Origin of the sequence: Mesorhizobium sp. NPDC059054 (genome assembly GCF_042739215.1) — a bacterium.
In the GTDB taxonomy this organism is placed as follows: domain Bacteria; phylum Pseudomonadota; class Alphaproteobacteria; order Rhizobiales; family Rhizobiaceae; genus Mesorhizobium.
On sequence record NZ_JBHYHV010000002.1, the window covers coordinates 567,025 to 587,724 of the forward strand.

Sequence of the window (20,700 nt, forward strand, 5' to 3'; positions counted from 1 at the left end):
GCAACCGGCATCGCGCGTCTAGTAAATCCGCAAGGTCGTCCCGCGCCGGTGTAATCCAAGCCGAGAAGCCACGCGCTGCGAGGAGAGATTGCTGCAGTCGACGCTGTAGAACAGAGTTCGCGCCCGCAAGGATGGAAGTCGCGTCCATGCTGCGGTTACTGCCGCGCCCAAGCCTTGCCCACGAAGGGCCTTCATCGTCGTCACGCCAATTTCGGCTCCTACATCCGACAGCCGGGCGGCAAAGGCGATCGACGCGATCTCGCCGTCGACGATGGCCACACACCAGGGCGGCCAGAAATCCCCCGTGCCGTGGAACCCGACCTCCGTCAGACTTGCCGGCATGCCATTCGCCGAGAGCGATTGCAGGAGGTTGCGTCCTTCCGCGCTTTCGCCGCTGACGATACGCGCACGCGAAGGGAAGGATAGTTCGTGTGGCAACTCATAGATCAAGCCGAAATCATGCCTAGCCGGTGCAAGCATTTCCAGATAGCGGTCGAGATGTATCGGTATGGCTGGATGCGCCAAGACTGGCTCCGTGGCTGCCAGACTTTCCACTTCCACGGCAACGTGATCGGCAACGTGGGCCCCGATGCCGAACATGTTGCCCTCGGCGGAGCCTGCCAGCCAGAAACGCGGGCCGGGCGAGCAGTCCGGGTCGTTCTCCCGCTCGATGCGCCGACTTTGATCCAGGCGAAAAAGGGTATGATAGTCGAGGTCGAGCCAAGCGGTTTCATGCTGCATGACGGTCAGGCTAGAGTTCCGAATTGCGCCTGTCGAGCCCACGGTATTCTGTCTTCGGAAGGTGATGGGGTGTCATTTCCGACTGGCGCGGCAATTTTGCCCTAGCGGGATTGACGGCGCTGTTTCTGGTTGTTAAAGCCGAACCGTAACGTACGGTACGGTTCGTGGTCGGCGATGGAAACAGATATCAGTCAGAGCGGCGGGGAGGCGCAGAATGCGCAGCCCGAAGCGCTGACCGATCGCCAGAAAGACGTGCTGGACACCGTGTTGCGGCTTCTCGTGGAAGAAGGCGACCATCTTTCCATGACGACGGTGGCGCGACGCGCCTCCTGCTCGAAGGAAACGCTCTACAAATGGTTCGGCGATCGTGACGGATTGCTAACCGCCACCGTGCGCTGGCAGGCGTCGAAGGTGCGGATCACTCCGGTCGATCAGGGCAATCCTGATCTGATTTCCCTGGTGGAAAGCCTGGAAGGCTATGCGCGCGACTGGCTGAAGGTGATAGCCAGCGACACGTCGATCGCGCTGAACCGGGTTGCCATCAGCCACGCCGGTTCGGGCAAGGACAATCTTGGCGCCATCGTGCTCGAAAACGGCCGCTTTGCGCTCGCCAAGCGTCTGAAGCCTGTGCTCGATGCCGGCAAGCGGGCAGGGCATCTTGTCTTCGAGGATGCCGAGACCGCCTTTCGTACTTTTTTCGGCCTGGTCGCGCGCGACGTGCAGATCCGTCTCTTGCTCGGTGACTGGCCCGGTCTGACCGAAGCCACCATCGAGGCCGACGCTGCGCGCGCCACCCAGCAGTTTCTCGCTCTTTACGGGCAAAACCCCGGCCGCAAGGCCACTGACTTCAACGGGAAGGAATAAAGAAATGCGTGTCTACTACGATCGTGATGCCGATCTGAATCTGATCAAGGGCAAGAAGGTGGCTGTTATCGGCTACGGTTCGCAGGGCCGGGCCCATGCGCTGAACCTCAAGGATTCCGGCGTCAAGGAAATCGCTATCGGCCTCAAGGCCGGGTCGCCTACCGCCAAGAAGGTCGAAGCCGACGGGCTCAAGGTGCTTACCGTGGCGGAAGCCGCCAAATGGGCCGACCTGATGATGATGGCGACGCCCGACGAGCTGCAGGCCGACATCTATAAGAACGAAATCGCGCCGAACATTCGCGATGGCGCGGCGATCGCCTTCGCGCACGGCCTCAACGTGCACTTCGGCCTGATCGAGCCGAAGGCGACGGTGGACGTACTGATGGTCGCGCCGAAAGGTCCCGGCCACACGGTGCGTGGCGAATACCAGAAGGGCGGCGGCGTGCCGTGCCTGGTTGCCGTCCACCAGGATCCGTCGGGCAACGCGCTGGATCTCGCACTCTCCTATGCGTGCGGTGTCGGCGGCGGCCGTTCCGGCATCATCGAGACCAATTTCCGGGAAGAGTGCGAGACCGACCTGTTCGGCGAGCAGGTGGTGCTGTGCGGCGGCCTGGTCGAACTGATCCGCGCCGGTTTCGAAACGCTGGTGGAAGCCGGCTACGCGCCGGAAATGGCCTATTTCGAATGCCTGCACGAAGTGAAGCTGATCGTCGACCTGATCTATGAAGGTGGCATCGCCAACATGAACTACTCGATCTCGAACACCGCCGAGTGGGGCGAGTATGTTTCCGGCCCGCGCATCATCACCGCCGAAACCAAGGCCGAGATGAAGCGTGTGCTCACCGACATCCAGACCGGCAGGTTCACTTCGGAATGGATGCAGGAGTACCGCTCCGGTCTCGCCCGCTTCAAGGCAACCCGCCGTCTCAACGACGAACACCCGATCGAACAGGTCGGCGAGAAGCTGCGCGGCATGATGCCTTGGATTTCGAAGAACAAGCTGGTCGACAAGGCCAAGAACTAAGTTCTGTCTCATGCCTCCTAGGCCGGTGCACCGGCCTGGGAGCGAGGGTACGCCGCTATCGCCGACGACATCCTCAGGTAATGTTCAGTCGCAAAAGTCCAGGCCGGCGAATCTCTTCGCCGGCCTTTTTCATGTGCCATTACGGCACGGTTCGAACTGGCATGAAGATCGCTTGTCGTCTGGTGGCGTGGGCCGCGACCCAGAAATGGACGCGGGCGGCAAAGCGGCGGTTCGCTGCTTTGCCGCGGCCAACAGTTCCGTACCGACACGACCGGTCCCGCGGGGGGCTCCGGCGGCGGTGCGAGAGCCGGCGCGGCGGGGGGCCGCGCCGGCTCAGCGCTTGAATCTGGCATCGAGGGACGACATCCGTTCATGGAAGGTGCGGCCGCGGTTCATGCTGCTGGTCCAACGGTTACTGGACTGGATTGACAGTTAGTATCTTGTCGCCTCGGCGGATCGTCCTAAACTTTCCCTCGTCGGGACTCATCCTGGCTGACTCACCCATCCGGCCGTTCGCGCCGGAAAGGCAGACGAGGGACAGCTGATGCCAGATTCCCTATCGGGGCGGATTTCGCGCCGTACCCTTCTTTCGAGCGTAGGGATCGCAATCTTAGCAAGTGGTTCTTCTGCAGCGGCCCGCAGTCTGTCGGGAACGCTGCCTTGGGAACCTTTCAGTGCCGATCCGCCGCAGCCTGTGACACCGGTTGGCTGGAATTTCTTCAAGCCGGAAGAGGCACGGGCGATCGAGGCCATCGTGGACCGGCTCGTTCCGGCCGACGATCTGAGCGTTGGCGGCAAGGACGCGGGCTGCGCGGTCTACATCGACCGGCAGCTCGTCGGCGACTACGGCGTTTCCAGCCGGCTTTACACGAAAGGACCGTTCAAGCCCGGCCTGTCGACGCAGGGCTATCAGGGGCAGGCCACGCCAGCCATGCGCTACCGCCAGGGTCTAGCCGCGCTCGACGCCTGGGCGAAACAGAACAAGGACGGCAAGAGCTTCGCCGATCTCGCGCCCGAGGACCAAGACAGCCTGCTGAAAGAGATGGAGGCGGGAAAGGTGGAATTTCCCGATGGCGTGGATGCCAAGTCATTCTTCGCGCTTGTTCTGGCCAACACGATGGAAGGCTTCTTCGCCGATCCGATCTATGGCGGCAATCGCGACATGGTTTCGTGGCGCATGCTTGGCTTCCCCGGTGCGCGCTACGACTATCGCGACCACGTCTCGAAACACAATGAGCCTTATCCGCTTGCGCCGGTTTCGATCGCCGGTGCGCCAGAATGGATGGGAAAGAAGGGATGAGCCGCGATGACCAGAATACTCCCGAAGAAGGATGTGGTGATCATCGGTCTTGGCTGGACCGGATCGATTCTCGCACATGAACTGACCGACGAAGGGCTCGACGTGGTCGCGATCGAGCGTGGACCCTGGCGCGATACGGCGACGGATTTCAACATCGGCTATGCGCAGGACGAGCTCCGTTACGCGGTTCGGCGTGATCTTTTCCTGCAGCCGGTCGTCGAAACCTTTACCATGCGCAACAATCCGTCCGAAGAGGCGCTGCCGATGCGAGACTTCGGCTCGTTTCTTCCCGGCAACGGCGTCGGCGGCGCCGGTGTCCACTGGAACGGCCATACATGGCGATTCTGGGATAGCGATTTCCGCATACGCACCCATTTGACCGAACGCTATGGCGACCAGAAATTCGCCGGTCTCGAGCTGCAGGACTGGGGTATCACCGGTTCGGAGATCGAAAACGCCTACGATCGCTTCGAATATCTGTGCGGCATCTCGGGCAAGGCGGGCAATATCAAAGGGCAGATCCAGGAAGGCGGCAATCCATTCGAGGATCCGCGCGAACGCGACTATCCGCTTCCGCCGATGCAGATGACCTATGCGCCGACGCTGTTCGCCGAAACGGCCAAGTCGCTGGGTTGGCATCCCTTTCCGACGCCTTCGGCCAATCTTTCCAAGGATTATGTGAATCCGCTCGGCATCGCCATGGGACAGTGCACCTTCTGCGGCTTCTGCGAGCGTTTCGGCTGCGCCAACTATTCGAAGTCGAGCGCGCAGACGACGATCCTGCCGCTTCTGATGAAGAAATCGAATTTCGAAGTGCGCACCGACAGCGAAGTGCTGAAGGTGGATCTCGACGGCTCGGGAAAGATGGCGCGCGGGGTCACCTATGTCGACACGTCGGGAGAAGAGTTCTTCCAGCCGGCGGAGATTGTGCTGATCTGCGCCTATGCACTGCATAACGTCCGGCTGATGATGTTGTCGGGCATCGGCACGATCTACGACCCGGTGACCGGGCAAGGCACTGTCGGGCGCAACTACTGCTATCAGACCAATGCCGGCACGAAGGTGTTCTTCGACGACAAGAACTTCAACCCCTTCATCGCCGCCGGCGCGCTTGGTCAGTCGCTTGATGACTTCAACGGCGAAGCCTTCGACCATGGAGCGGTGGATTTCGTCGGCGGCGCCGGCATGAACTGCATTCCGACCAATGGCCGCCCGATCGGAAATCGACCCACACCGCCCGGAACGCCGAATTGGGGCACGGAATGGAAGAGGGCGACGGTGGACGCCTACAAGGGCACGCTGTCCTTCTCCACGCAGGGGTCGAGTTATCCGGCCAGAAACAACTATCTCGACCTCGATCCGACCTATACCGATCGATACGGTCGACCGCTCATGCGCATGACTTTCGACTTCCCTGACAACGACATCCGCATGTCGAACTATGTATCGGACAGGATGGAGGAACTGGCCAAGGCCCTTGGGGGGCGGCAATACGTTGTCGGCCGTGCTAAAAAGGGCTGGAACTCGGTCCCTTACCAGAGCACGCACAATACGGGCGGTGCCGTCATGGGCAGCGACCCCAAGACGAGTGCGATCAACAGATATCTGCAGAGTTGGGATGTGCCCAACGTCTTCGTTATCGGAGCTTCGGCGTTCGCCCACAATGCCGGCAAGAACCCCACCGGCACGGTGGGTGCGCTGGCCTTCTGGGCCGCCGACGCAATCCGCCAGCAATATCTCCGGGCGCCCGGCAAGCCGTTGGTGCAGGCATGAGACGCGGTATCTTCACGCTCACGCTGTTCGCAAGCGCCGCATTCGCCGGCAATATCTCACAAGCGTCGGAACAGTTGGCGGATCATCTCATCCGTGGTCAGTATCAGGCGATCATCGGAGACTGCACAGCCTGTCACAGCAAGAAAGGTGGAAAGCCCTTCGCCGGTGGCGAGCCGCTGCAAACGCCGTTCGGCGCCCTGGTGCCACCCAATATCACGCCGGATCGCGAGACCGGAATCGGCAACTGGTCGGAAGCGGATTTTCGAAATGCGCTGAAAAAGGGCGTAGGTCACGGCGGGAAACGCCTTTACCCTGCCATGCCCTATCCCGCTTACACCAAGATGCCGGACAGCGACATCTCCGATCTGTGGGCCTACATGCGGACCATCGAACCGGTTCATAATCCGGTCGAGGCCAACCAGTTGCCTTTCCCCCTCAACGTCCGGCTTCTCATGGCGGGCTGGAACGGCATCAATTTCTCGGCCGAGCCCTTCAAACCAGATCCCGACCAGTCCGAGGAGTGGAATCGCGGCGCCTATCTTGTCCAGGGGCCGGGCCATTGTGGCACCTGCCACTCGCCCAAGACCGTTCTCGGTGCCGACAAGACCGACGAGGCGCTGCAAGGCGCATCGTTGCAGGGCTGGTATGCGCCCGCGATCACGGGGAATGTCGCGAACGGTATCGGCGGGTGGAGCAAGGACGAGATCGTACGATACCTGAAGACCGGCAGTAACGGCCGTACGATCGCATCCGGGCCAATGTCGGAAGCTATAGAGCACTCCACCTCGAAGATGGACGAGGCCGACCTGAAGGCCATCGCCGTCTATCTCAAGACGGTTCCGCCTCTGGACGACCCGGAACCGAAACCGGTTTCGGCCGACGATCCACAGTTCAAGATCGGTGCAGCGATCTACCACGACACGTGCTCTGCCTGTCACGGTATGGATGGCAAAGGCGCCGGCCAGCTTTTCCCTGCCCTTGCCGACAACGCGATTGTTCGGCAGCCAAGCATCGAAACCCTGGCGCGCCTCGTTCTGGCAGGCAGCCAAGGTGTCCAAACCAAGGCGATGAAAACGACGCCGGCCATGCCATCGCTTGCCTGGCGGCTCGATGACGAACAGATCGCCGCCGTCCTGACCTATGTCCGCAACAGCTGGAACAACGCGGCGCCGCCCGCCTCAGCCAGTGACGTCGCTTCGGTTCGTCAGTCCTTGACTGATCGGTGACTGACAAAGAAGCGCGGTCAGGAACACAAAACATAGTCCGGGATGGGCATTCGCCTCGCGTCGGGCCTGCTCGTCTACCGATGCAAACATCGGTCTTCTTTGCGCCTTCATGGAGTGTGGGCGGTGAGCAACCGATCTTGGCCGCTGCCGGATTTCGCAAGCGATGGGCACACGATATCTTTGCAGCGGGTCCTTCGTGCTCAAGATTAAGTCCCCGCCAAAACTACTAGAGCCGGTGCGGCGACACCGCCGCACCGGCTCGGTGTTTCAGTCGGCTAGTAGCGATAGGGCGAAACGCATTGCCGGCGTGGTCCGTAATTGGGCTGGAAGGTGTTGTCCCAGGCCCGATACGAACGATAGCGCGAGTAGCACCACTGGACATGACCGGATGCGCGCGGCGCGCGGTAGATACGCGGGCGCGGCCGATAGTAGTAGTCGTCATACATCAGCCCGGAGCCGAGAAGGCCAAGGCCGAGATAGACGCCGGAATTGTCCCAGCCGCGGCGGTGGTGGCGGCGATAGCGCCAGCCGTCGTCGCGCCAGCCGCGGCGCCAACCACGGTCGCCTCGCCAACCGCGGTCGCCGCGCCAATGGCGATCGCCGCGCCAGCCGCCATCGCGACGCCAACCACGATCACCGCGCCAGCCACGACGCCATTCGTCATTCATTCTGACGCCGCCGCCATTGTTGCCGCCGGCCCAGCTGTCACGAACCTTTTGTACATCGGTTTGCGCAGGGATTGCGGGCACCGCTGGCGCGGGCATGGGAACAGACAAGGCCGGTGCCGAGAGACCGACCAGCAGGCCGAGCGTCACGAGCCCGGTACGGAAGTTGATGAGCCGTTTCATAACACTCTCCAATGAACCACAGGCCCCGCGCCGTTGGATTCCGAGGATGGCGCGACAATGGGCTTCGCTCGATGAACGAGTGATGAACGGAAAGGTTTCATCAACTATTCCAAACTGCTTGTCGCGTGTCGTTATCGAACAGGATCAGCCCTTGTCTTTGTGACGGCTTACGGGCAAAGCTCGCGCCATGTCGCTGCGCCTCGCCACCTTCAATGTCGAGAACCTGATGAACAGGTTCGATTTTTCGGGCTACCGCAACCAGCTCAACGAGGATCGCACGCTGGCGCTCTTCGACATTCGCAGTGAGGCCGAGTACCGGCAGCTCGAACAAGCGCGGGTGATTGCTCATTCCGACGACACGCGCCAACTCACGGCGCTTGCCATTGCGGCTACCCGCGCGGACATCATCTGCCTGCAGGAAGTGGACAATATCGAGGCGCTGAAAGCCTTCGAATACGGCTATCTGTTCAAGATGGTGGGCGAGGGCTACCGCCAGAAATACACCACCGACGGCAACGATTCGCGCGGCATCGACGTCGCCGTGATGATGCGCACGGAAACCGCGCATGGCCAGCCGATCGACTTCGTGCGCATGACCAGCCACGCCTATGTCACCTTCGAGCAGGCCGGCCTGTTCACGCCGGAGCTCGCGGCACTGGGTTACGAAGCCAATGAACGCATTTTCAGGCGTGATTGCCTGGAGATCGACGTCAGGGTGGGTGGTGCGCCGCTGACGCTTTATCTCGTGCATTTCAAGTCGATGGGGCCACCGCGCAACGGGCTGGACGGCCGCGCCGCCACCATGCCGCTGCGCATCGCGGAAGCGCGCGCGGTGCGCCACATCATCGAACAGCGCTTCGGTGCCGAACATGCCGCCGACAAGCGCTGGGCGATCTGCGGCGACATGAACGACTACCGCCACCGCATTCTCATCAGCGGCGATGCCTATGCCGGTTACAGTTTCCAGCCGGTAGCGGAGGCGGAATCCTGCCTGAATGTCTTTCTTTCGGACGGCTTTGCCGAGAACATCGTCGAGCGGCGTCCCGAAATGGACCGCTGGACGCTTTATCACACGCGCGGTCCGCAGGAACGGCATCTGTGCCAGCTCGACTACATCCTGCTGTCGAAAGGATTGGCTGCGCGCAATGCCGCCATTCCGGACATCATCCGCAACGGCCAGCCCTGGCGCACGCCGTTCCCGCCCGACCAGGAGGTTGAGCGTTTCCCGCGCATCGGCTGGGACAGACCGAAGGCCTCCGACCATTGTCCGGTGGCCGTCACCCTGGATCTCGTCTGAGGATGGCTCGGTTCGAGATTCCACGGGGCATCATCCAGCCCGTCGCTTCGGTGGACGTGCGGCTGGATCCCCGGCCGCATCCGTTCGAAATCGAGAATGTCGCAGTCATCGAAGAAAACTGGCGACAGGAACATGCCACCAATCCGCGCCTCTATGACGGTACTCTGATGCTGCCTTCAGAGTTGAAACTCAATGGCGAAGGTGAGCTGATCGGTCGCTGTCACGCGGTGCGGTTCGCGACAATGCTGTATTGGCGCAAGAACAAGGGCAGTCCCGATATAGAGCATTGTTTCGCACAGGCGGCACTGGTGGCACGCGACGGTGCACTGGTTGCGGTGAGGATGGGGCCGCACACGGCCAATGCCGGCCGGGTCTATTTCGCCGCCGGTTCCTTCGAGCCGGAGGATTTTGTCGATGGACGCGCCGACACGGTGGGCAACATGCATCGCGAGGTGATGGAAGAAACCGGGCTCGACCTGACCCACACGCGGCGCGAACCGAGCTACCATCTGCATTCGATCAACGGTTCCACCATGCTGTTTCAGCGCTACTATCTCGAAGAGGATGCCGAAACCGTGGCTGAGCGGATCCGCGCCTTTGTCGCTTCGGAAACCGAACCCGAGATAGAGGGGCCGGTGATCATCCGCTCGGCCAATGACCTCCCGGAAGGAACGCTGAACCACCTTGCCGCCATCACGCGGTGGCACTTCTCCTGAGCTGATTATTCGTGCCGCAGTGCTTCGATCGGATCGAGGCGCGCGCCGCGCAAGGCCGGGAAGAAGCCGAACACCATGCCGATCAACGCCGAGAAGCCGACTGCGAGCAGGATGACGGCAGGGCTCGGCGCGAAGGGGATAGACATCGTCACCGCCGCCAGTCCGGCCAATGACAGGCCCAGCAGGATGCCGATGATGCCGCCGAGCAGGGACAGCACCGTCGCCTCGACCAGGAATTGGATGAGGATATGGCGCTCGTGCGCGCCAATCGCCAGCCGGATACCGATCTCGCGGGTGCGCTCGGTGACGGATACCAGCATGATGTTCATGATGCCGATGCCGCCGACCAGCAGGCTCACCCCAGCGACGGCGCCCAGCATGCCGGTCATGGTCGCGGTAGCGCTCGCCATCGTGTCGGCGATCTGCGTCATGTCGCGGATGTCGAAGTCGTTTTCACCATCCGGCGGCACGCGTCGTGCATCGCGCAGGATGCCCTCGACACGAGGCAGGAGTATCGAAGTCGGCGTGGCCTCATCAGCGGCGACGTAGATGTTGTCGACATTGCGGTTGCCGGCGATGCGCCGCTGGAATGCGTGCAGCGGCATCAGCACGACATTGTCCTGGTCCTGGCCGAAACCGGTGTAGCCCTTCGCCTCAAGCAGGCCGATCACCTGGCAGCTCATCTGGTTGACGCGGATGGCTTCTCCGACGGGATCGCCTGCACCGAAAAATTGCTGGCGCACCGTCTCGCCGATCAGGCATACGCCCGTGCCCGAGCGGGTCTCGGATTCAGAAAAAGCACGGCCGGTAGCGAGTTTCCAGTCGCGGGCATCGAGAAACGCACTCTCGGTGCCGGTCACGCCCGTGACCAGGCTTTCCGTGCCGAAGACGGCGCGCACCTGCTTTTGCGCGGCGGGCGCAATCGCACGAGCACCGGACAATTGCCTGGACAGCGCCTCGGCATCCTTCTCTTCGAGCGGTCGGGCAACCGTGTCGGAGCTCCTGGGACCATTGAAGCGTCCCGAGCGCACCACGAGCAGGTTCGATCCCAGCTTGGAGATGTCTGCCTTGACCTTCTGCGTCGTGCCGGAGCCGATGGTCAGCATGGCGATGACGGCGGCCACGCCGATGACGATGCCGAGCAAGGTCAGGAATGAGCGCAGCGCATTGCGGCGGACGGAACGCAGCGCAAGACGGATGGTTTCCCAGATCATGTGACTGCCTCAGCTGTTCTGGCATCGGAAGCGACATGACCGTCGAGGAAGCGAATGGTTCTGCCGGCATAGGCCGCGATATCCGGCTCGTGGGTAACCATGACGATGGTAAGGCCGAGTTCCTGGTTCAGCCGGGTCAGCAGATCCATGATCTCGTGGCTGCGGGCCGTGTCGAGATTGCCGGTTGGCTCGTCGGCCACCAGAAGGGTCGGTCGGCTGACGATGGCGCGGGCAATCGCCACGCGCTGCTGCTGGCCGCCGGAAAGCTCCGCCGGCGTGTGGTGCTCGCGTCCGGTCAATCCGACTTCGGCCAATGCCTCCATGGCAAGTTGGCGGCGCTCGTTATGGGCGACACCACGATAGATCAGCGGCAGTTCGACATTCTCAACGGCTGTCGTGCGTGGCAGCAGGTTGTAGCCCTGGAAGACGAAGCCGATATGCAGGTTGCGCAAAGTGGCGCGGCGGCTGCGGTCGAGCCGACCAGCGTCCACGCCCATGAAGCTGTAGGTGCCTGCGGTCGGCGTGTCGAGGCAGCCGACGATGTTCATCGCCGTGGATTTTCCCGAGCCGGAAGGCCCCATGATGGCGACGAACTCGCCACGGGGAATGGCAAGATCGATGCCCGCCAAGGCATTTACCCGAGCCTCGCCTTCGCCATAGGTCTTCCAGACCTTGTCGAAGTTTATCAGGGGAGCGCCAGTCATGGTCAGCTGCGCTGCTGAGCGGCGGTGATGACGAGATCGCCTTCGTCCAGTCCGGACAGAACCTCGGTCAGGTCGCCATTAGTCGATCCCACCGTGACGTCCACGGGGCGAGGCCGGCCATCCTTCAGAACATAGAGGCGGCGCGTGCCTTCCGGGCCGCGCGCCTGCTGCCGATCACGAGCCCCGGCGTTGCCGCGGTTCGGGCGGCCGGTGAACATCGACAACAAGCTGAATTCGCGGCTGCGGGCATCAGAGGACGGGCGGAAGCGGAAGGCGGAAGAGGGAACCGTCAGCGCATCCTTTGCCTGTTTGGTCACAACCGAGACCGTGGCTGTCATGCCGGGACGCAGCAGCAATTCACCATTGTCCACCTCGAGGCGGGCCTTGTAGGTGACGACGCCGTCGGTGGTGACGGATGCATAGGCGATTTCACGGATCTGCGCGTTGAACGGACGGTCCGGGAAGGCATCCACGGTGAAGCGGGCATTCTGACCGGGCTGGACGGTACCGATATCAGCCTCATCGATTGCCGCCTGCACTTCCATCTTCTTCAGGTCCGCGGCAAGGACGAACAGCACGGGTGCCTGCAGCGAGGAGGCGACCGTCTGGCCGGGATCGACGGAGCGGGTGAGCACGATGCCGTCGATCGGCGCATAGATGGTGCTCTTGGCGAGGTCGGTCTGCTGCGCCTTCAGATCGGCATTGGCGATCGCGAGGCTGGCTTCCGCGCTGTCCAACGCCGCCTTGGCGCGATCGCGCGCGGCTTGCGCGGTATCGAGCGCCTGCTGGGTGGCCATGCCGCGCTTTGTCAGTTCGGACGTGCGCGACAGGCTCTGTTCGCTTTCGCGCAGCGTGACCTGCGCTGTTTCAACAGCGGCGGTTGCTGCCTTGGCGGAGGCCTTGGCCCGTTCGATCTGTACTTCCAGCTTCAAGGTGTCCAGCGACGCCAGCACGTCACCTTTCTTGACCTGCTGGTTTTCTTCTACGGTGACCGAGCGGACGATGCCGGAGAGCTCGGAAGAGATGTCGACCTGGGTGAGGGGCTGCAAAGTGCCCGTGGCTGAAACCTGGACAGTCAGATCGGCGCGCGCGGCAGGCTGCGTGGTGTAGTCGATGCGGACAGGAGTGCCGGCATACCAGCGCCAGCCGCCAAAGGCGGCGGCAATGACAAGGATGGCAAGCAGCGCATAAAGCCAGCCGCGCCGGCGCTGTCTTGCAGTGCCGGGTGCATCGAGGTTGAGGGACGCCTTGATGGCGGAAGCCTCTTCCGCCTCTGGCCGCTTGACAGTCTGGTCCACGCTGGACCCCTATGCTGCTCGAAATGTCCCTACTTGCGCACACATCAGGTTTTGTGCGGGCAATAGCAAATTAATTTTCAGTCATGTTGGCAAACAGGCGAGCGGGAATTCAGCCATGACGGCACGCAACTACCTGATCTACGACGTTTTTACCGGCGACAGGCTGGCTGGCAACCCACTGGCGGTGGTGCTGGATTGCGAGGGGTTGGACCTCGATGCCATGCAGCGCATCGCCCGCGAGTTCAACCTGTCCGAATCGGTGTTCGTGCTGCCGCCGGAGAACCCGCGGCATCGGGCTCGCATCCGCATCTTCACGCCGGACTACGAGATGCCGTTCGCCGGGCATCCCACCGTCGGCAGTGCCGTGGCCCTGACCGAATTGGAAGAAGGCAACGGGGACGCCATCTTCGTGCTCGAGGAGAATATCGGGCCGGTGCGTTGCGCGGTCAGCCGCGGCGAAGGCGCGACCTTCGCCGAGTTCGACCTTGCGAAACTGCCGGAGCAGCTCAAGCTTACCGCCGACCCGGAAGCGATCGGTGCGGCGTTGGGGCTCGGACCGCATGAGATCGGTTTCGAGAATCACCGTGTCGCCTTTTTCAGCGCCGGTGTGCCCTATGTGACTATTCCGGTCGCCAATCTGAAGGCTGCGGCCAAGGCGCGCCTCAACAACGACATGTGGGCGCAGCTCGCGCCGAAGAAGAGCGAATGGGCCTTTGCCAGCCCTTACGTTTACTGCCGCGAGACTGTGCACAAGGAAAGCGCCTTCCACGTGCGCATGATCGTGCCTGGAAACCCATCCTACGAAGATCCGGCGACCGGCTCGGCGGCAGCCGCCTTTGCCGGCGCGGTCATGCATTTCGACCAACCGGGCGATGGCATGACGCGCTGCTGGATTGAGCAGGGTCTTGAAATGGGGCGGCCGTCGCGAATCCGCCTCGAACTCGATGTCGAGGCCGGCCGGCTTGCGTCGGCCCGTATCGGCGGCCAGGCGGTGAAGGTGGGCGAAGGCAAGCTGTTCGTGTGATCGCGCACGCGGCAATCGTGCGGCAAACGGGTGCGTCTAAAATAACCGTATCGATTTGTCGGGAAATGAAGCGGCGGGGGCTGGACAGGAGGGGGAGTGGCGGCTATATGCCCGCCCAAGCTGGTTTTCACCAGCCCCGCGTGGGTGATTAGCTCAGTTGGTAGAGCAGCTGACTCTTAATCAGCGGGTCGTAGGTTCGATCCCTACATCACCCACCATTTCAACCATTTAGTGTCTATTTCGAAAGCTTCATTCGATTGGTGCGCGAAAGATGCGTACAGCGACATGACAGCCAAAGAACCAACAGACAAACGACAATTCCATGGTGCCTCTCTTCAAGAAGACGCGTCCCGGTAGCGCCGAGACGGCCTAGTCGTCGATCTTCTCGGCCAGTCTGTTTGCACCGCGGCTGTTTAGCTCGAACGTGGCTCCATCGGGACCGAACTTGGCCTTCCCCGATGTCCGCAATAGTTCGGCGAGGGCGTTGGCGCTAGTTTCCTTGTTGCTTTTGCTATCGCCTGGAGTTTCGAAGAGATTGCGAGTGATACCGGCAATGACAGCTTCTGGAATCGCCACACCGTCTGAGGATTTCGCCTCCATGATGCTTTCGATTGCCCAACTCGCGCGACTGAGGTCAGTCGAGTACCGCTGAAGATCACGACGCGTCTTTACTTCTTCGTGGTACAGCGCTTTCAGCCAGGAGATTGCGTACAGAAGAAACCCTATCGCAACTACTCCAGCTACAAAGCCTCGAGCGAGAACCAGCCAGTGAAATCCCGCTTCGATTTGCGCGGTCGCGTAGGTCCGCTCCTGGAGTTGCTCACTGCTGAGTGTCTCTTTCAGAGAGGCTAGATAGGTTAGCTGGCCGAATTCGAAGAGACTCCACGCTGCAAGGCCGCCCATTCCGATAGTGCCTATTAGTAGAAGCATAAGCACCGACCAACGCATTGCCGAAGCTTTCGCTGGGATCAAATCGCCTTGGAGTTGCCGGGCAATGTCTTCGGTAATGTTTGTCCGCAGCTCACGTCGTGCGTGGATGTGATCGCGGTCATCTAATTGTTTTTCTCGAGCCTGCACGGCCTCGACGCGTGTCCTGTGATCAGCGTCAAGTTGCTCCATCTTCTCTCGGAGTTGTTCGGCGTGGTTAGCTAGTTCTTTCTCTAACAAGCGCCGTTTGTCGGAGAATTCGTCCTCTAGGGCTTCGCGCCGCTTGATGTTGTGCGTGTTGATCTCTGCCAATTGCTCGTTGAGTTGAGAGAATTGGAGTTTCAACAAGTCGGTTGCTTCGCTGGCAGCCCCGACAACTGTTGAATCTGACGGGAGTTGAGTGTGCTTCCCCAAAACCCGCCGAACTGCAATGATCTGTTCTGGACTCGCCGCCTTGCCACTAGCTGTGACGTTTATCCCGATCTCATCAAAGTAGGGAGAAGCTTGCCGGTCCGGAACGTCTATGTTCTGGTTGGTGCCCCCGATGCCGCGCCGATGTGAGATCCCGATCACTGGATTTCCGACTTGCATATCGAAGCCATAGATGGCGCTTAGGTCGTTGCCTGCCTTAAGAAGCGTGTCAACAGCCTCCGACGGGTATTCCGATCGTGCGCCGCCTAGATCCACTGTGCATTGGTGGGTGTTATTTTCATATTGTTTGCGGATGTCATTGATCATCCGAAGAACTTGCCGATCGCTCAGCTTGGCAACCCGAATAATTCGCATTGTGTACCCCAAACGGCCCTCGTGAATTCTTGCGGCCAAATGACGTCCTCGTCGAGCGTCAACTTTGCTGCAGCATGGTCTTTCTACAGAAAAACGAACGCGGCCCGACCGGTGTCCTGGCTACGGCCTTGGTAATGCCGAAAGCTACGTCAGCGTCAGCGATTGCGCTGCGTATGCAGCAGCGCGTGATCTGGCCTTTCCAGCAACGCCGGCCGAAAAGACAGAGACCGCACTGCGTAGGGCAACGTCCTACATGGACAACACTTAGTGCACACGTTTCCCTGGCCATCGGAAGAAGTTCTGCCTGCAGGCTCTCGAATGGCCCGTGTCGGCGGTATCGACAAGAATGCGCCAGGCGTGCCGGTGAGGCATAAGATCGGCTGCAAATGCTTTACCGAATACCAGACCGACTGTGTTGCGGCTCTAGCGAGGTGATGAGCGATCTACAGGTTCAAATGTGAAGCTGAAGCCAATGTTCATACTGGTGACGATCAGAAAGCCGACCACGTTGCTTGTAAGAGCGAACACGGCCGCAACCTGTGAGAAATAGTAAGCCGATGGTGTCGACCAGAGCGTGGTGCAAGCCGCGCCGATTGCTAGGAAGTGCAAGAGGATCACAGCGATCATGCTGAATTGAAGGGCTAGCAGTATAGAGCCGAAGAACAGGCGGTAGGCCAAACCTGGAACGAAGAAATCAGGCCCACCGATATTCATTTTCCGGCCGTAGAGCTTCAGGACGAACTCGAATGGTTTTTCGCTTGCGTTGACAAAATCAGGGTCCACCCCCGGTGCCTTCGCAAGGTGCTGCCCAAATTTGTTGGCGATTGCGAGATATGCCTGCTCGTTCAAGAATGCCAATCCCAAGAACATGAAAGTTAGGGAGGCTAACACCGTCACAATTTCCAGCCCCGCAGGGATATCAAGCAAGGTGATCCCGAGCCCTGGAACCGTGATGGATTTTCCGTAGAGGAGCAGCAACAGGACTGTATCCAGAAGTGCGACGCTTTTAAGCAGTTGATCTCGCTTGCCGACTGCCAGCGAGTACATATTCAGATACATTTCGCGGCGCTGGCCGTCGAAGACAACGCGCTGTCGATCGAGAGCCATCTCTTCATCTAGCGTCATCATTAAGCGTGTCAGCGGCGATAGCCGAAACGTAAATTTCTCGTCAGTGCTCATTTCGCCCCAAGCCTCTCATGCCCCGCAGACAGTTTAGGTGACTATGCCCAATGCCAAAAGAGTTTAGAGGATAAACGTCGTGGCTTCATTCGCTACCCAGGTTGGATCGTAGGCAGCCAAGGTCGACGGTGCGCTCGAGGCCGTGTTCAAGGAGAGCGCTCAGGTACTGGTCAGCCAGAACGAGCTCGCACCAGTGGACACTGCCTTCCTCCGTGGCTCGCTAATGGTGTCAACCACGGCCGTGTCCCAGATGATGCGAGCGAACCCGGGCGCGGCTGTTCCGGACAATCACAGCGACATCGTACTTGTCATTGCCGGCGCGGACCTTGGTGACACGTCCTATCTCGGCTACACGGCCAACTACGCTGCGTACGTCCACTACGGGGTGCGGGGCAATGCACCTCGGCCACGGGTGACGATGGTGGCGCAGCGCTGGATCGCGATTGTCGGGGCCAAGGCCGCCGAAGTGAAAGCCAGACTGGAGCCGTAGCGCAAAGCTTAGCTCTTGGCAGCTCCGGCGACGATCCAGCCGATCGCTCGCAACGCAAGATATGTGGCTAAACCGCAACCCATCAGAAAAAGGGCCATCACTCCCAACTCATGGACCTGACGGCGATTCTGAGCGGCTGCGATAGCCTCAGCTCTGTCTGCCTTCAATTGCAGGTCAACTTCTTCGCCGGAGGACAAAGGGTGTGCTGGCCCGTCATACGGCACCAACTTCAACTCAGGCGCTGCTGGACCTCTCATCCATGTGATACTGGCATTGGCTCCCACCGCTAACCCCGCAAGCACGAGCATCCCTCCAAGCACTACACCAAGTCGATGAAAGACACGGTGAATGCGCTTGCTCACCGTTAGCGCGACTTCGGACATTTGCCGGCCCCCAACCTTGCCAGACAAGCGCAGGATAGCGAAATTATTCATGCCATCCATCGAAACATCGATCTGGCTCGCTCTAAGGCGAGTCTGGAGGCGCTTGAAGTGGCTGGCAAGGTTGCTGCGCATTTTCCGACCGATCTCAAGATGACCTATGGCGGCGTAACAGTTCGCGTCACGGCCGCGCCGACAGCCGCGCAGCCGATGGATGATGACACGCATGTCTTGGTGCCGGTGACGGCGCTACGAGTGCTTTTGCATGACAGATCAAGCTTCCAATGGCTGCTGGTATTTGGTGCTTCCCCCCGGGGTTTGATCTCGCCAAAGCCTTTGCGCGGATTGAACAGCTTCGATTGGGACGGCCAGTAACGGATGTGGAGAAGCAGGCGCTGTTGTCGACGCTATCCGCGCGACAGGATGCTGGTGAGGAGCGGAAGTAGGTTTGGTGCAGCACCGAGTGCAGCTTCCATTGTCTTGGTCACAACAGTGCCCAACGCGTCGGCCGGCAAGCTTTTCACTTTATCGATCAGTTGTGTTTTGACCGATTTATCGCCCTCAGCGTTCTCGATCTTGTCGATGAGCAATTTGCGGATGGTGTCATCATGCAGCTTGACGGTCACAACGCCCAGTATCGCAGACAAACCACCGTCATTCTGGAGGAAGTCCAGGCCGCGGGCATTGATTACAGCGGAAACCGGTTGTCGCCCCTGCATTGAGCTGTACCAGTTCACTGCGATTAGGTTGTGTTGTTCAAGGTAGGCAAGGTTGACTGCGTTCACATTGCCCTGGTGATCGGGCAACTGGTTCATAAGCATTTGCTGCGGGTAATTTCCCGCTAGGATTTCCAACAGCTCAAGTTGGATACCTCGATCTAGTAGCTCACCCATAGTCCGCTCCGAAGAACTCAGTCATATCGAAGCAGGACCGGGGGAGCTTGTCCATCCATCGCCTAACCGCCCTTCGGCAAGGCATCCCCACAACATGAAAGGAGACCGCCATGAGCGACTTTTCGCTATCGCTGGCGCGAAGAAATATCTGCGCTACCGGATGGTAGCTCCTACCAACGGCGTGGTTCTGGCCGACTTTTCGGGCGTTACCTGGATCGAGATCGCGGACTGGTGCGGTGGCTATGGAGACGCAGCCGCTCTCATCACCACTGAGATGATCAGCCGTGGCCGCGACGTGAAGCAGAAGGGCGCGCAACGCGGAATCCATGCAAAACGTCTTCGCTATGGTCTCCAGCGATGCGGGCCAAATCGGTCTGATTGCTGCGGAAAGACCCGCAACTACCCGTTCAAGATTCTGTGGGACGATGCTCCGGGAGCGGCGCCATCCAGTGCTACAATGACCATCGCGAGCGCTGGTGGTATCACCTCAGACAACCATCTTCACCTCAGGCGCACTAAAGCCGCGTTCGTGGGTAGCTTCGTCAGATCGCGAAAGCGCAACTACTTTCCGCAATAGTGGTCGTTGATGTCGTTGACCGCGTTGGCGTCGGGGCCGATGCGGTGATAAGCACAGGGGCCAACAGCCGTCGTGAACATCTGGTTGTCGTAGTAGCGCGGGCCGCCGAACAGCATTTCGACGATGTTGCGTCCGGCCGGCACGTAGCGCTCCTCGTGATGGACACGCTGCTCCTTGTGGTGATGCTTCTTTTCGCCGGCGACAGTCGGCGCTGAGAGACCAATTGCCAGAGCCGCCGTGAGCGCGCAGGTCGCGAAGTGCTTCATTGCCATCGAATCTCCATCCCGTCGGCTTGCCGTCAGTTCAGAAAGCGCCAGCCACGGGGAAAGTTCCCCGAGCGACGGAGGTTCTTCGAAAATCGGTGAGTTGGCAATGCGGCAAGCCCGAAGCTGTCCGCAACCCTTAGAGTGGGACAGCTTGCCGACGGGCTATTTTTCCGAAACGCCGGCCTCCGCGAAGCTTGCCATGCCTGCGTGGCAGGCAAGCGCCGAACGGACGAGATTGACGGCGAGGCAGGCGCCGGAGCCTTCGCCGAGCCGCATGCCGAGATCGAGCAGTGGGCTGAGGCCCAGCGCCTGCAACAGGCCGCGATGCCCGGCCTCCGCCGAGACGTGGGCAGCGATGGTGTGGGCAAGCCCCGAGGGGTGCAGCTTGGCCAGGGGAGCAGCCGCGGCGGTGCAGACGAAACCGTCGAGCAGCACCGGCACGTTGCGGTGACGGGCGGCGAGCGTCGCGCCGAAGATGGCGGCGAGTTCACGTCCGCCGAGTGCTGCCGCTGCCTTGAGCGGGTCGGCAAGTGCCGCAGCGTGGCGGTTCAACCCAGCCTCGATGGCAACGATCTTGCGCTTAAGGCCGGCATCGTCGACGCCGGTACCGCGACCGGTCCATTTCTCGGCGCCGCCGCCGAACAAGGCGGCGGAGATGGCCGCGGCCGGCGTCGTGTTGCCAATGCCCATTTCACCGAGGCAGACGAGATCGAGATCCGCATCCACTGCGTCATAGCCGATGGAGACGGCGGCTAGGAAAGCTGCCTCATCCATGGCGACATCTTGCGTGAAGTCGCCGGTCGAGTGGTCGAGGTCGAGCGGGATAACGTCGAGTTCTGAGCCGGTTGCGCGGGCAAGCTGGTTGATGGCCGCGCCACCGTTGGCGAAGTTGGCCACCATCTGCACCGTGACTTCAGAAGGGTAAGCCGACACGCCCTGGGCTGTGACACCATGGTTACCCGCGAAAACGAATACTTTCACACGATCGAGCCTGGGCATGTCGCGGCCTTGCCAGCGCGCCAGCCAAGCGGCGATGGTTTCCAGCCGGCCCAGACTGCCTTGCGGCTTCGTCAACGTGTCCTGGCGGCGTGCAACAGCCGCTGCCGCCGCCTCGTTGCCGGCCGGCAGATTGCGGCAGGCGTCGCGCAATTCATCCAAGGATTTGAAGGGCAT

23 protein-coding genes and 1 tRNA gene are annotated in these 20,700 nt (G+C 60.8%); 13 read left to right on the top strand and 11 right to left on the bottom strand.

Annotation, left to right across the window (positions count from 1 at the left end; translation table 11 throughout):
• Window positions 1-18 precede the first annotated feature (18 nt).
• On the bottom strand, window positions 19-741 hold the full coding sequence (locus ACFWXH_RS10450; RefSeq protein ID WP_379119927.1) for a GNAT family N-acetyltransferase: 723 nt from the start codon (window positions 739-741) through the stop codon (window positions 19-21).
• 174 nt (window positions 742-915) lie between these two features.
• Between ACFWXH_RS10450 and ACFWXH_RS10455 the strand changes: the two genes are divergently transcribed.
• From ACFWXH_RS10455 to ACFWXH_RS10475, 5 genes are all read left to right on the top strand, one after another.
• Complete coding sequence (locus tag ACFWXH_RS10455) at window positions 916-1,605, top strand: TetR/AcrR family transcriptional regulator C-terminal domain-containing protein (RefSeq protein ID WP_054308144.1); 690 nt, start codon at window positions 916-918, stop codon at window positions 1,603-1,605.
• Window positions 1,606-1,609: 4 nt separating this feature from the next.
• A complete protein-coding gene (ilvC, locus tag ACFWXH_RS10460; protein ID WP_054308143.1) occupies window positions 1,610-2,629 on the top strand; it encodes a ketol-acid reductoisomerase in 1,020 nt (339 codons plus the stop codon).
• Window positions 2,630-3,323: 694 nt separating this feature from the next.
• Window positions 3,324-3,929 carry a gluconate 2-dehydrogenase subunit 3 family protein gene (locus ACFWXH_RS10465; protein ID WP_379119929.1) on the top strand — a complete coding sequence of 202 codons (606 nt, stop codon included), beginning with the start codon at window positions 3,324-3,326 and terminating at the stop codon, window positions 3,927-3,929.
• Between the two features lie 6 nt (window positions 3,930-3,935).
• A complete protein-coding gene (locus ACFWXH_RS10470) occupies window positions 3,936-5,702 on the top strand; it encodes a GMC family oxidoreductase (RefSeq protein ID WP_379119931.1) in 1,767 nt (588 codons plus the stop codon).
• A complete protein-coding gene (locus tag ACFWXH_RS10475) occupies window positions 5,699-6,928 on the top strand; it encodes a c-type cytochrome (protein WP_379119933.1) in 1,230 nt (409 codons plus the stop codon). Before ACFWXH_RS10470 ends, ACFWXH_RS10475 begins: the two co-directional genes overlap by 4 nt.
• A gap of 275 nt (window positions 6,929-7,203) precedes the next feature.
• Here the strand turns inward: ACFWXH_RS10475 and ACFWXH_RS10480 are convergent, their stop codons facing one another.
• Complete coding sequence (locus ACFWXH_RS10480; RefSeq protein ID WP_379119935.1) at window positions 7,204-7,776, bottom strand: BA14K family protein; 573 nt, start codon at window positions 7,774-7,776, stop codon at window positions 7,204-7,206.
• A 187-nt stretch (window positions 7,777-7,963) separates the two neighbouring features.
• Here ACFWXH_RS10480 and ACFWXH_RS10485 point away from each other — a divergent pair, with 187 nt between their 5' ends.
• Together ACFWXH_RS10485 and ACFWXH_RS10490 are read left to right on the top strand one after the other, a co-directional pair.
• Window positions 7,964-9,073, top strand: a complete 1,110-nt coding sequence (locus ACFWXH_RS10485) for an endonuclease/exonuclease/phosphatase family protein (protein ID WP_379119937.1) — start codon at window positions 7,964-7,966, stop codon at window positions 9,071-9,073.
• A 2-nt stretch (window positions 9,074-9,075) separates the two neighbouring features.
• Window positions 9,076-9,789 carry a hypothetical protein gene (locus ACFWXH_RS10490; RefSeq protein WP_379119939.1) on the top strand — a complete coding sequence of 238 codons (714 nt, stop codon included), beginning with the start codon at window positions 9,076-9,078 and terminating at the stop codon, window positions 9,787-9,789.
• 5 nt (window positions 9,790-9,794) lie between these two features.
• Here ACFWXH_RS10490 and ACFWXH_RS10495 read toward each other — a convergent pair whose 3' ends face one another.
• From ACFWXH_RS10495 to ACFWXH_RS10505, 3 genes are read right to left on the bottom strand one after another with little or no spacing between them, the layout of a single operon-like run.
• Complete coding sequence (locus ACFWXH_RS10495; protein WP_054308136.1) at window positions 9,795-11,003, bottom strand: ABC transporter permease; 1,209 nt, start codon at window positions 11,001-11,003, stop codon at window positions 9,795-9,797.
• The gene (locus ACFWXH_RS10500; RefSeq protein WP_379119941.1) at window positions 11,000-11,707 is read right to left on the bottom strand and encodes an ABC transporter ATP-binding protein; all 708 of its coding nucleotides are present in this window, start codon (window positions 11,705-11,707) and stop codon (window positions 11,000-11,002) included. The genes ACFWXH_RS10495 and ACFWXH_RS10500 overlap by 4 nt, the downstream gene beginning before the upstream one ends.
• Window positions 11,708-11,709: 2 nt before the next feature.
• Complete coding sequence (locus ACFWXH_RS10505) at window positions 11,710-13,005, bottom strand: efflux RND transporter periplasmic adaptor subunit (RefSeq protein WP_379119943.1); 1,296 nt, start codon at window positions 13,003-13,005, stop codon at window positions 11,710-11,712.
• A gap of 115 nt (window positions 13,006-13,120) precedes the next feature.
• Between ACFWXH_RS10505 and ACFWXH_RS10510 the strand changes: the two genes are divergently transcribed.
• Window positions 13,121-14,029 carry a PhzF family phenazine biosynthesis protein gene (locus ACFWXH_RS10510; protein ID WP_379119945.1) on the top strand — a complete coding sequence of 303 codons (909 nt, stop codon included), beginning with the start codon at window positions 13,121-13,123 and terminating at the stop codon, window positions 14,027-14,029.
• Window positions 14,030-14,171: 142 nt separating this feature from the next.
• Window positions 14,172-14,247 (top strand) — tRNA-Lys (locus tag ACFWXH_RS10515).
• 151 nt (window positions 14,248-14,398) lie between these two features.
• Here the strand turns inward: ACFWXH_RS10515 and ACFWXH_RS10520 are convergent.
• Entirely contained in the window at window positions 14,399-15,694 is a 1,296-nt protein-coding gene (locus ACFWXH_RS10520) for a hypothetical protein (RefSeq protein ID WP_379119947.1), read from the bottom strand.
• A gap of 112 nt (window positions 15,695-15,806) precedes the next feature.
• On the opposite strand from ACFWXH_RS10520, the gene ACFWXH_RS10525 reads away from it, so the two are divergent.
• Window positions 15,807-16,010: a DnaT-like ssDNA-binding protein gene (locus ACFWXH_RS10525; RefSeq protein WP_379119949.1), complete on the top strand. Its 204-nt coding sequence runs from the start codon at window positions 15,807-15,809 to the stop codon at window positions 16,008-16,010.
• A gap of 155 nt (window positions 16,011-16,165) precedes the next feature.
• On the opposite strand, the gene ACFWXH_RS10530 is transcribed toward ACFWXH_RS10525, so the two are convergent.
• Entirely contained in the window at window positions 16,166-16,921 is a 756-nt protein-coding gene (locus ACFWXH_RS10530) for a hypothetical protein (RefSeq protein WP_379119951.1), read from the bottom strand.
• A gap of 250 nt (window positions 16,922-17,171) precedes the next feature.
• Between ACFWXH_RS10530 and ACFWXH_RS10535 the strand changes: the two genes are divergently transcribed.
• Window positions 17,172-17,411 carry a hypothetical protein gene (locus ACFWXH_RS10535; RefSeq protein ID WP_379119953.1) on the top strand — a complete coding sequence of 80 codons (240 nt, stop codon included), beginning with the start codon at window positions 17,172-17,174 and terminating at the stop codon, window positions 17,409-17,411.
• An 8-nt stretch (window positions 17,412-17,419) separates the two neighbouring features.
• Here ACFWXH_RS10535 and ACFWXH_RS10540 read toward each other — a convergent pair whose 3' ends face one another.
• Window positions 17,420-17,854: a hypothetical protein gene (locus tag ACFWXH_RS10540; protein ID WP_379119955.1), complete on the bottom strand. Its 435-nt coding sequence runs from the start codon at window positions 17,852-17,854 to the stop codon at window positions 17,420-17,422.
• A 48-nt stretch (window positions 17,855-17,902) separates the two neighbouring features.
• On the opposite strand from ACFWXH_RS10540, the gene ACFWXH_RS10545 reads away from it, so the two are divergent.
• The gene (locus ACFWXH_RS10545; RefSeq protein WP_379119957.1) at window positions 17,903-18,166 is read left to right on the top strand and encodes a phage tail terminator-like protein; all 264 of its coding nucleotides are present in this window, start codon (window positions 17,903-17,905) and stop codon (window positions 18,164-18,166) included.
• A gap of 32 nt (window positions 18,167-18,198) precedes the next feature.
• Here ACFWXH_RS10545 and ACFWXH_RS10550 read toward each other — a convergent pair whose 3' ends face one another.
• Window positions 18,199-18,684, bottom strand: a complete 486-nt coding sequence (locus ACFWXH_RS10550; RefSeq protein ID WP_379119959.1) for a hypothetical protein — start codon at window positions 18,682-18,684, stop codon at window positions 18,199-18,201.
• A 94-nt stretch (window positions 18,685-18,778) separates the two neighbouring features.
• Here ACFWXH_RS10550 and ACFWXH_RS10555 point away from each other — a divergent pair, with 94 nt between their 5' ends.
• Window positions 18,779-19,261 carry a hypothetical protein gene (locus tag ACFWXH_RS10555; RefSeq protein WP_379119961.1) on the top strand — a complete coding sequence of 161 codons (483 nt, stop codon included), beginning with the start codon at window positions 18,779-18,781 and terminating at the stop codon, window positions 19,259-19,261.
• On the opposite strand, the gene ACFWXH_RS10560 is transcribed toward ACFWXH_RS10555, so the two are convergent.
• Together ACFWXH_RS10560 and cobT are read right to left on the bottom strand one after the other, a co-directional pair.
• Window positions 19,246-19,533, bottom strand: coding sequence for a hypothetical protein (locus ACFWXH_RS10560; protein ID WP_379119963.1), 288 nt, complete (start codon window positions 19,531-19,533; stop codon window positions 19,246-19,248). The genes ACFWXH_RS10555 and ACFWXH_RS10560 overlap by 16 nt on opposite strands.
• 156 nt (window positions 19,534-19,689) lie before the next feature.
• Window positions 19,690-20,700, bottom strand: a complete 1,011-nt coding sequence (cobT, locus tag ACFWXH_RS10565; protein WP_379119965.1) for a nicotinate-nucleotide--dimethylbenzimidazole phosphoribosyltransferase — start codon at window positions 20,698-20,700, stop codon at window positions 19,690-19,692.

Coding starts and splice junctions, on each gene's coding strand:
- ACFWXH_RS10450 (WP_379119927.1), bottom strand. CDS start 741: ATGCAGCATGAAACCGCTTGGCTCGACCTCGACTATCATACCCTTTTT.
- ACFWXH_RS10455 (WP_054308144.1), top strand. CDS start 916: ATGGAAACAGATATCAGTCAGAGCGGCGGGGAGGCGCAGAATGCGCAG.
- ilvC (WP_054308143.1), top strand. CDS start 1,610: ATGCGTGTCTACTACGATCGTGATGCCGATCTGAATCTGATCAAGGGC.
- ACFWXH_RS10470 (WP_379119931.1), top strand. CDS start 3,936: ATGACCAGAATACTCCCGAAGAAGGATGTGGTGATCATCGGTCTTGGC.
- ACFWXH_RS10475 (WP_379119933.1), top strand. CDS start 5,699: ATGAGACGCGGTATCTTCACGCTCACGCTGTTCGCAAGCGCCGCATTC.
- ACFWXH_RS10480 (WP_379119935.1), bottom strand. CDS start 7,776: ATGAAACGGCTCATCAACTTCCGTACCGGGCTCGTGACGCTCGGCCTG.
- ACFWXH_RS10485 (WP_379119937.1), top strand. CDS start 7,964: ATGTCGCTGCGCCTCGCCACCTTCAATGTCGAGAACCTGATGAACAGG.
- ACFWXH_RS10490 (WP_379119939.1), top strand. CDS start 9,076: ATGGCTCGGTTCGAGATTCCACGGGGCATCATCCAGCCCGTCGCTTCG.
- ACFWXH_RS10495 (WP_054308136.1), bottom strand. CDS start 11,003: ATGATCTGGGAAACCATCCGTCTTGCGCTGCGTTCCGTCCGCCGCAAT.
- ACFWXH_RS10500 (WP_379119941.1), bottom strand. CDS start 11,707: ATGACTGGCGCTCCCCTGATAAACTTCGACAAGGTCTGGAAGACCTAT.
- ACFWXH_RS10510 (WP_379119945.1), top strand. CDS start 13,121: ATGACGGCACGCAACTACCTGATCTACGACGTTTTTACCGGCGACAGG.
- ACFWXH_RS10520 (WP_379119947.1), bottom strand. CDS start 15,694: ATGATCAATGACATCCGCAAACAATATGAAAATAACACCCACCAATGC.
- ACFWXH_RS10530 (WP_379119951.1), bottom strand. CDS start 16,921: ATGAGCACTGACGAGAAATTTACGTTTCGGCTATCGCCGCTGACACGC.
- ACFWXH_RS10535 (WP_379119953.1), top strand. CDS start 17,172: ATGATGCGAGCGAACCCGGGCGCGGCTGTTCCGGACAATCACAGCGAC.
- ACFWXH_RS10540 (WP_379119955.1), bottom strand. CDS start 17,854: ATGGATGGCATGAATAATTTCGCTATCCTGCGCTTGTCTGGCAAGGTT.
- ACFWXH_RS10550 (WP_379119959.1), bottom strand. CDS start 18,684: ATGGGTGAGCTACTAGATCGAGGTATCCAACTTGAGCTGTTGGAAATC.
- ACFWXH_RS10555 (WP_379119961.1), top strand. CDS start 18,779: ATGAAAGGAGACCGCCATGAGCGACTTTTCGCTATCGCTGGCGCGAAG.
- ACFWXH_RS10560 (WP_379119963.1), bottom strand. CDS start 19,533: ATGGCAATGAAGCACTTCGCGACCTGCGCGCTCACGGCGGCTCTGGCA.
- cobT (WP_379119965.1), bottom strand. CDS start 20,700: ATGCCCTTCAAATCCTTGGATGAATTGCGCGACGCCTGCCGCAATCTG.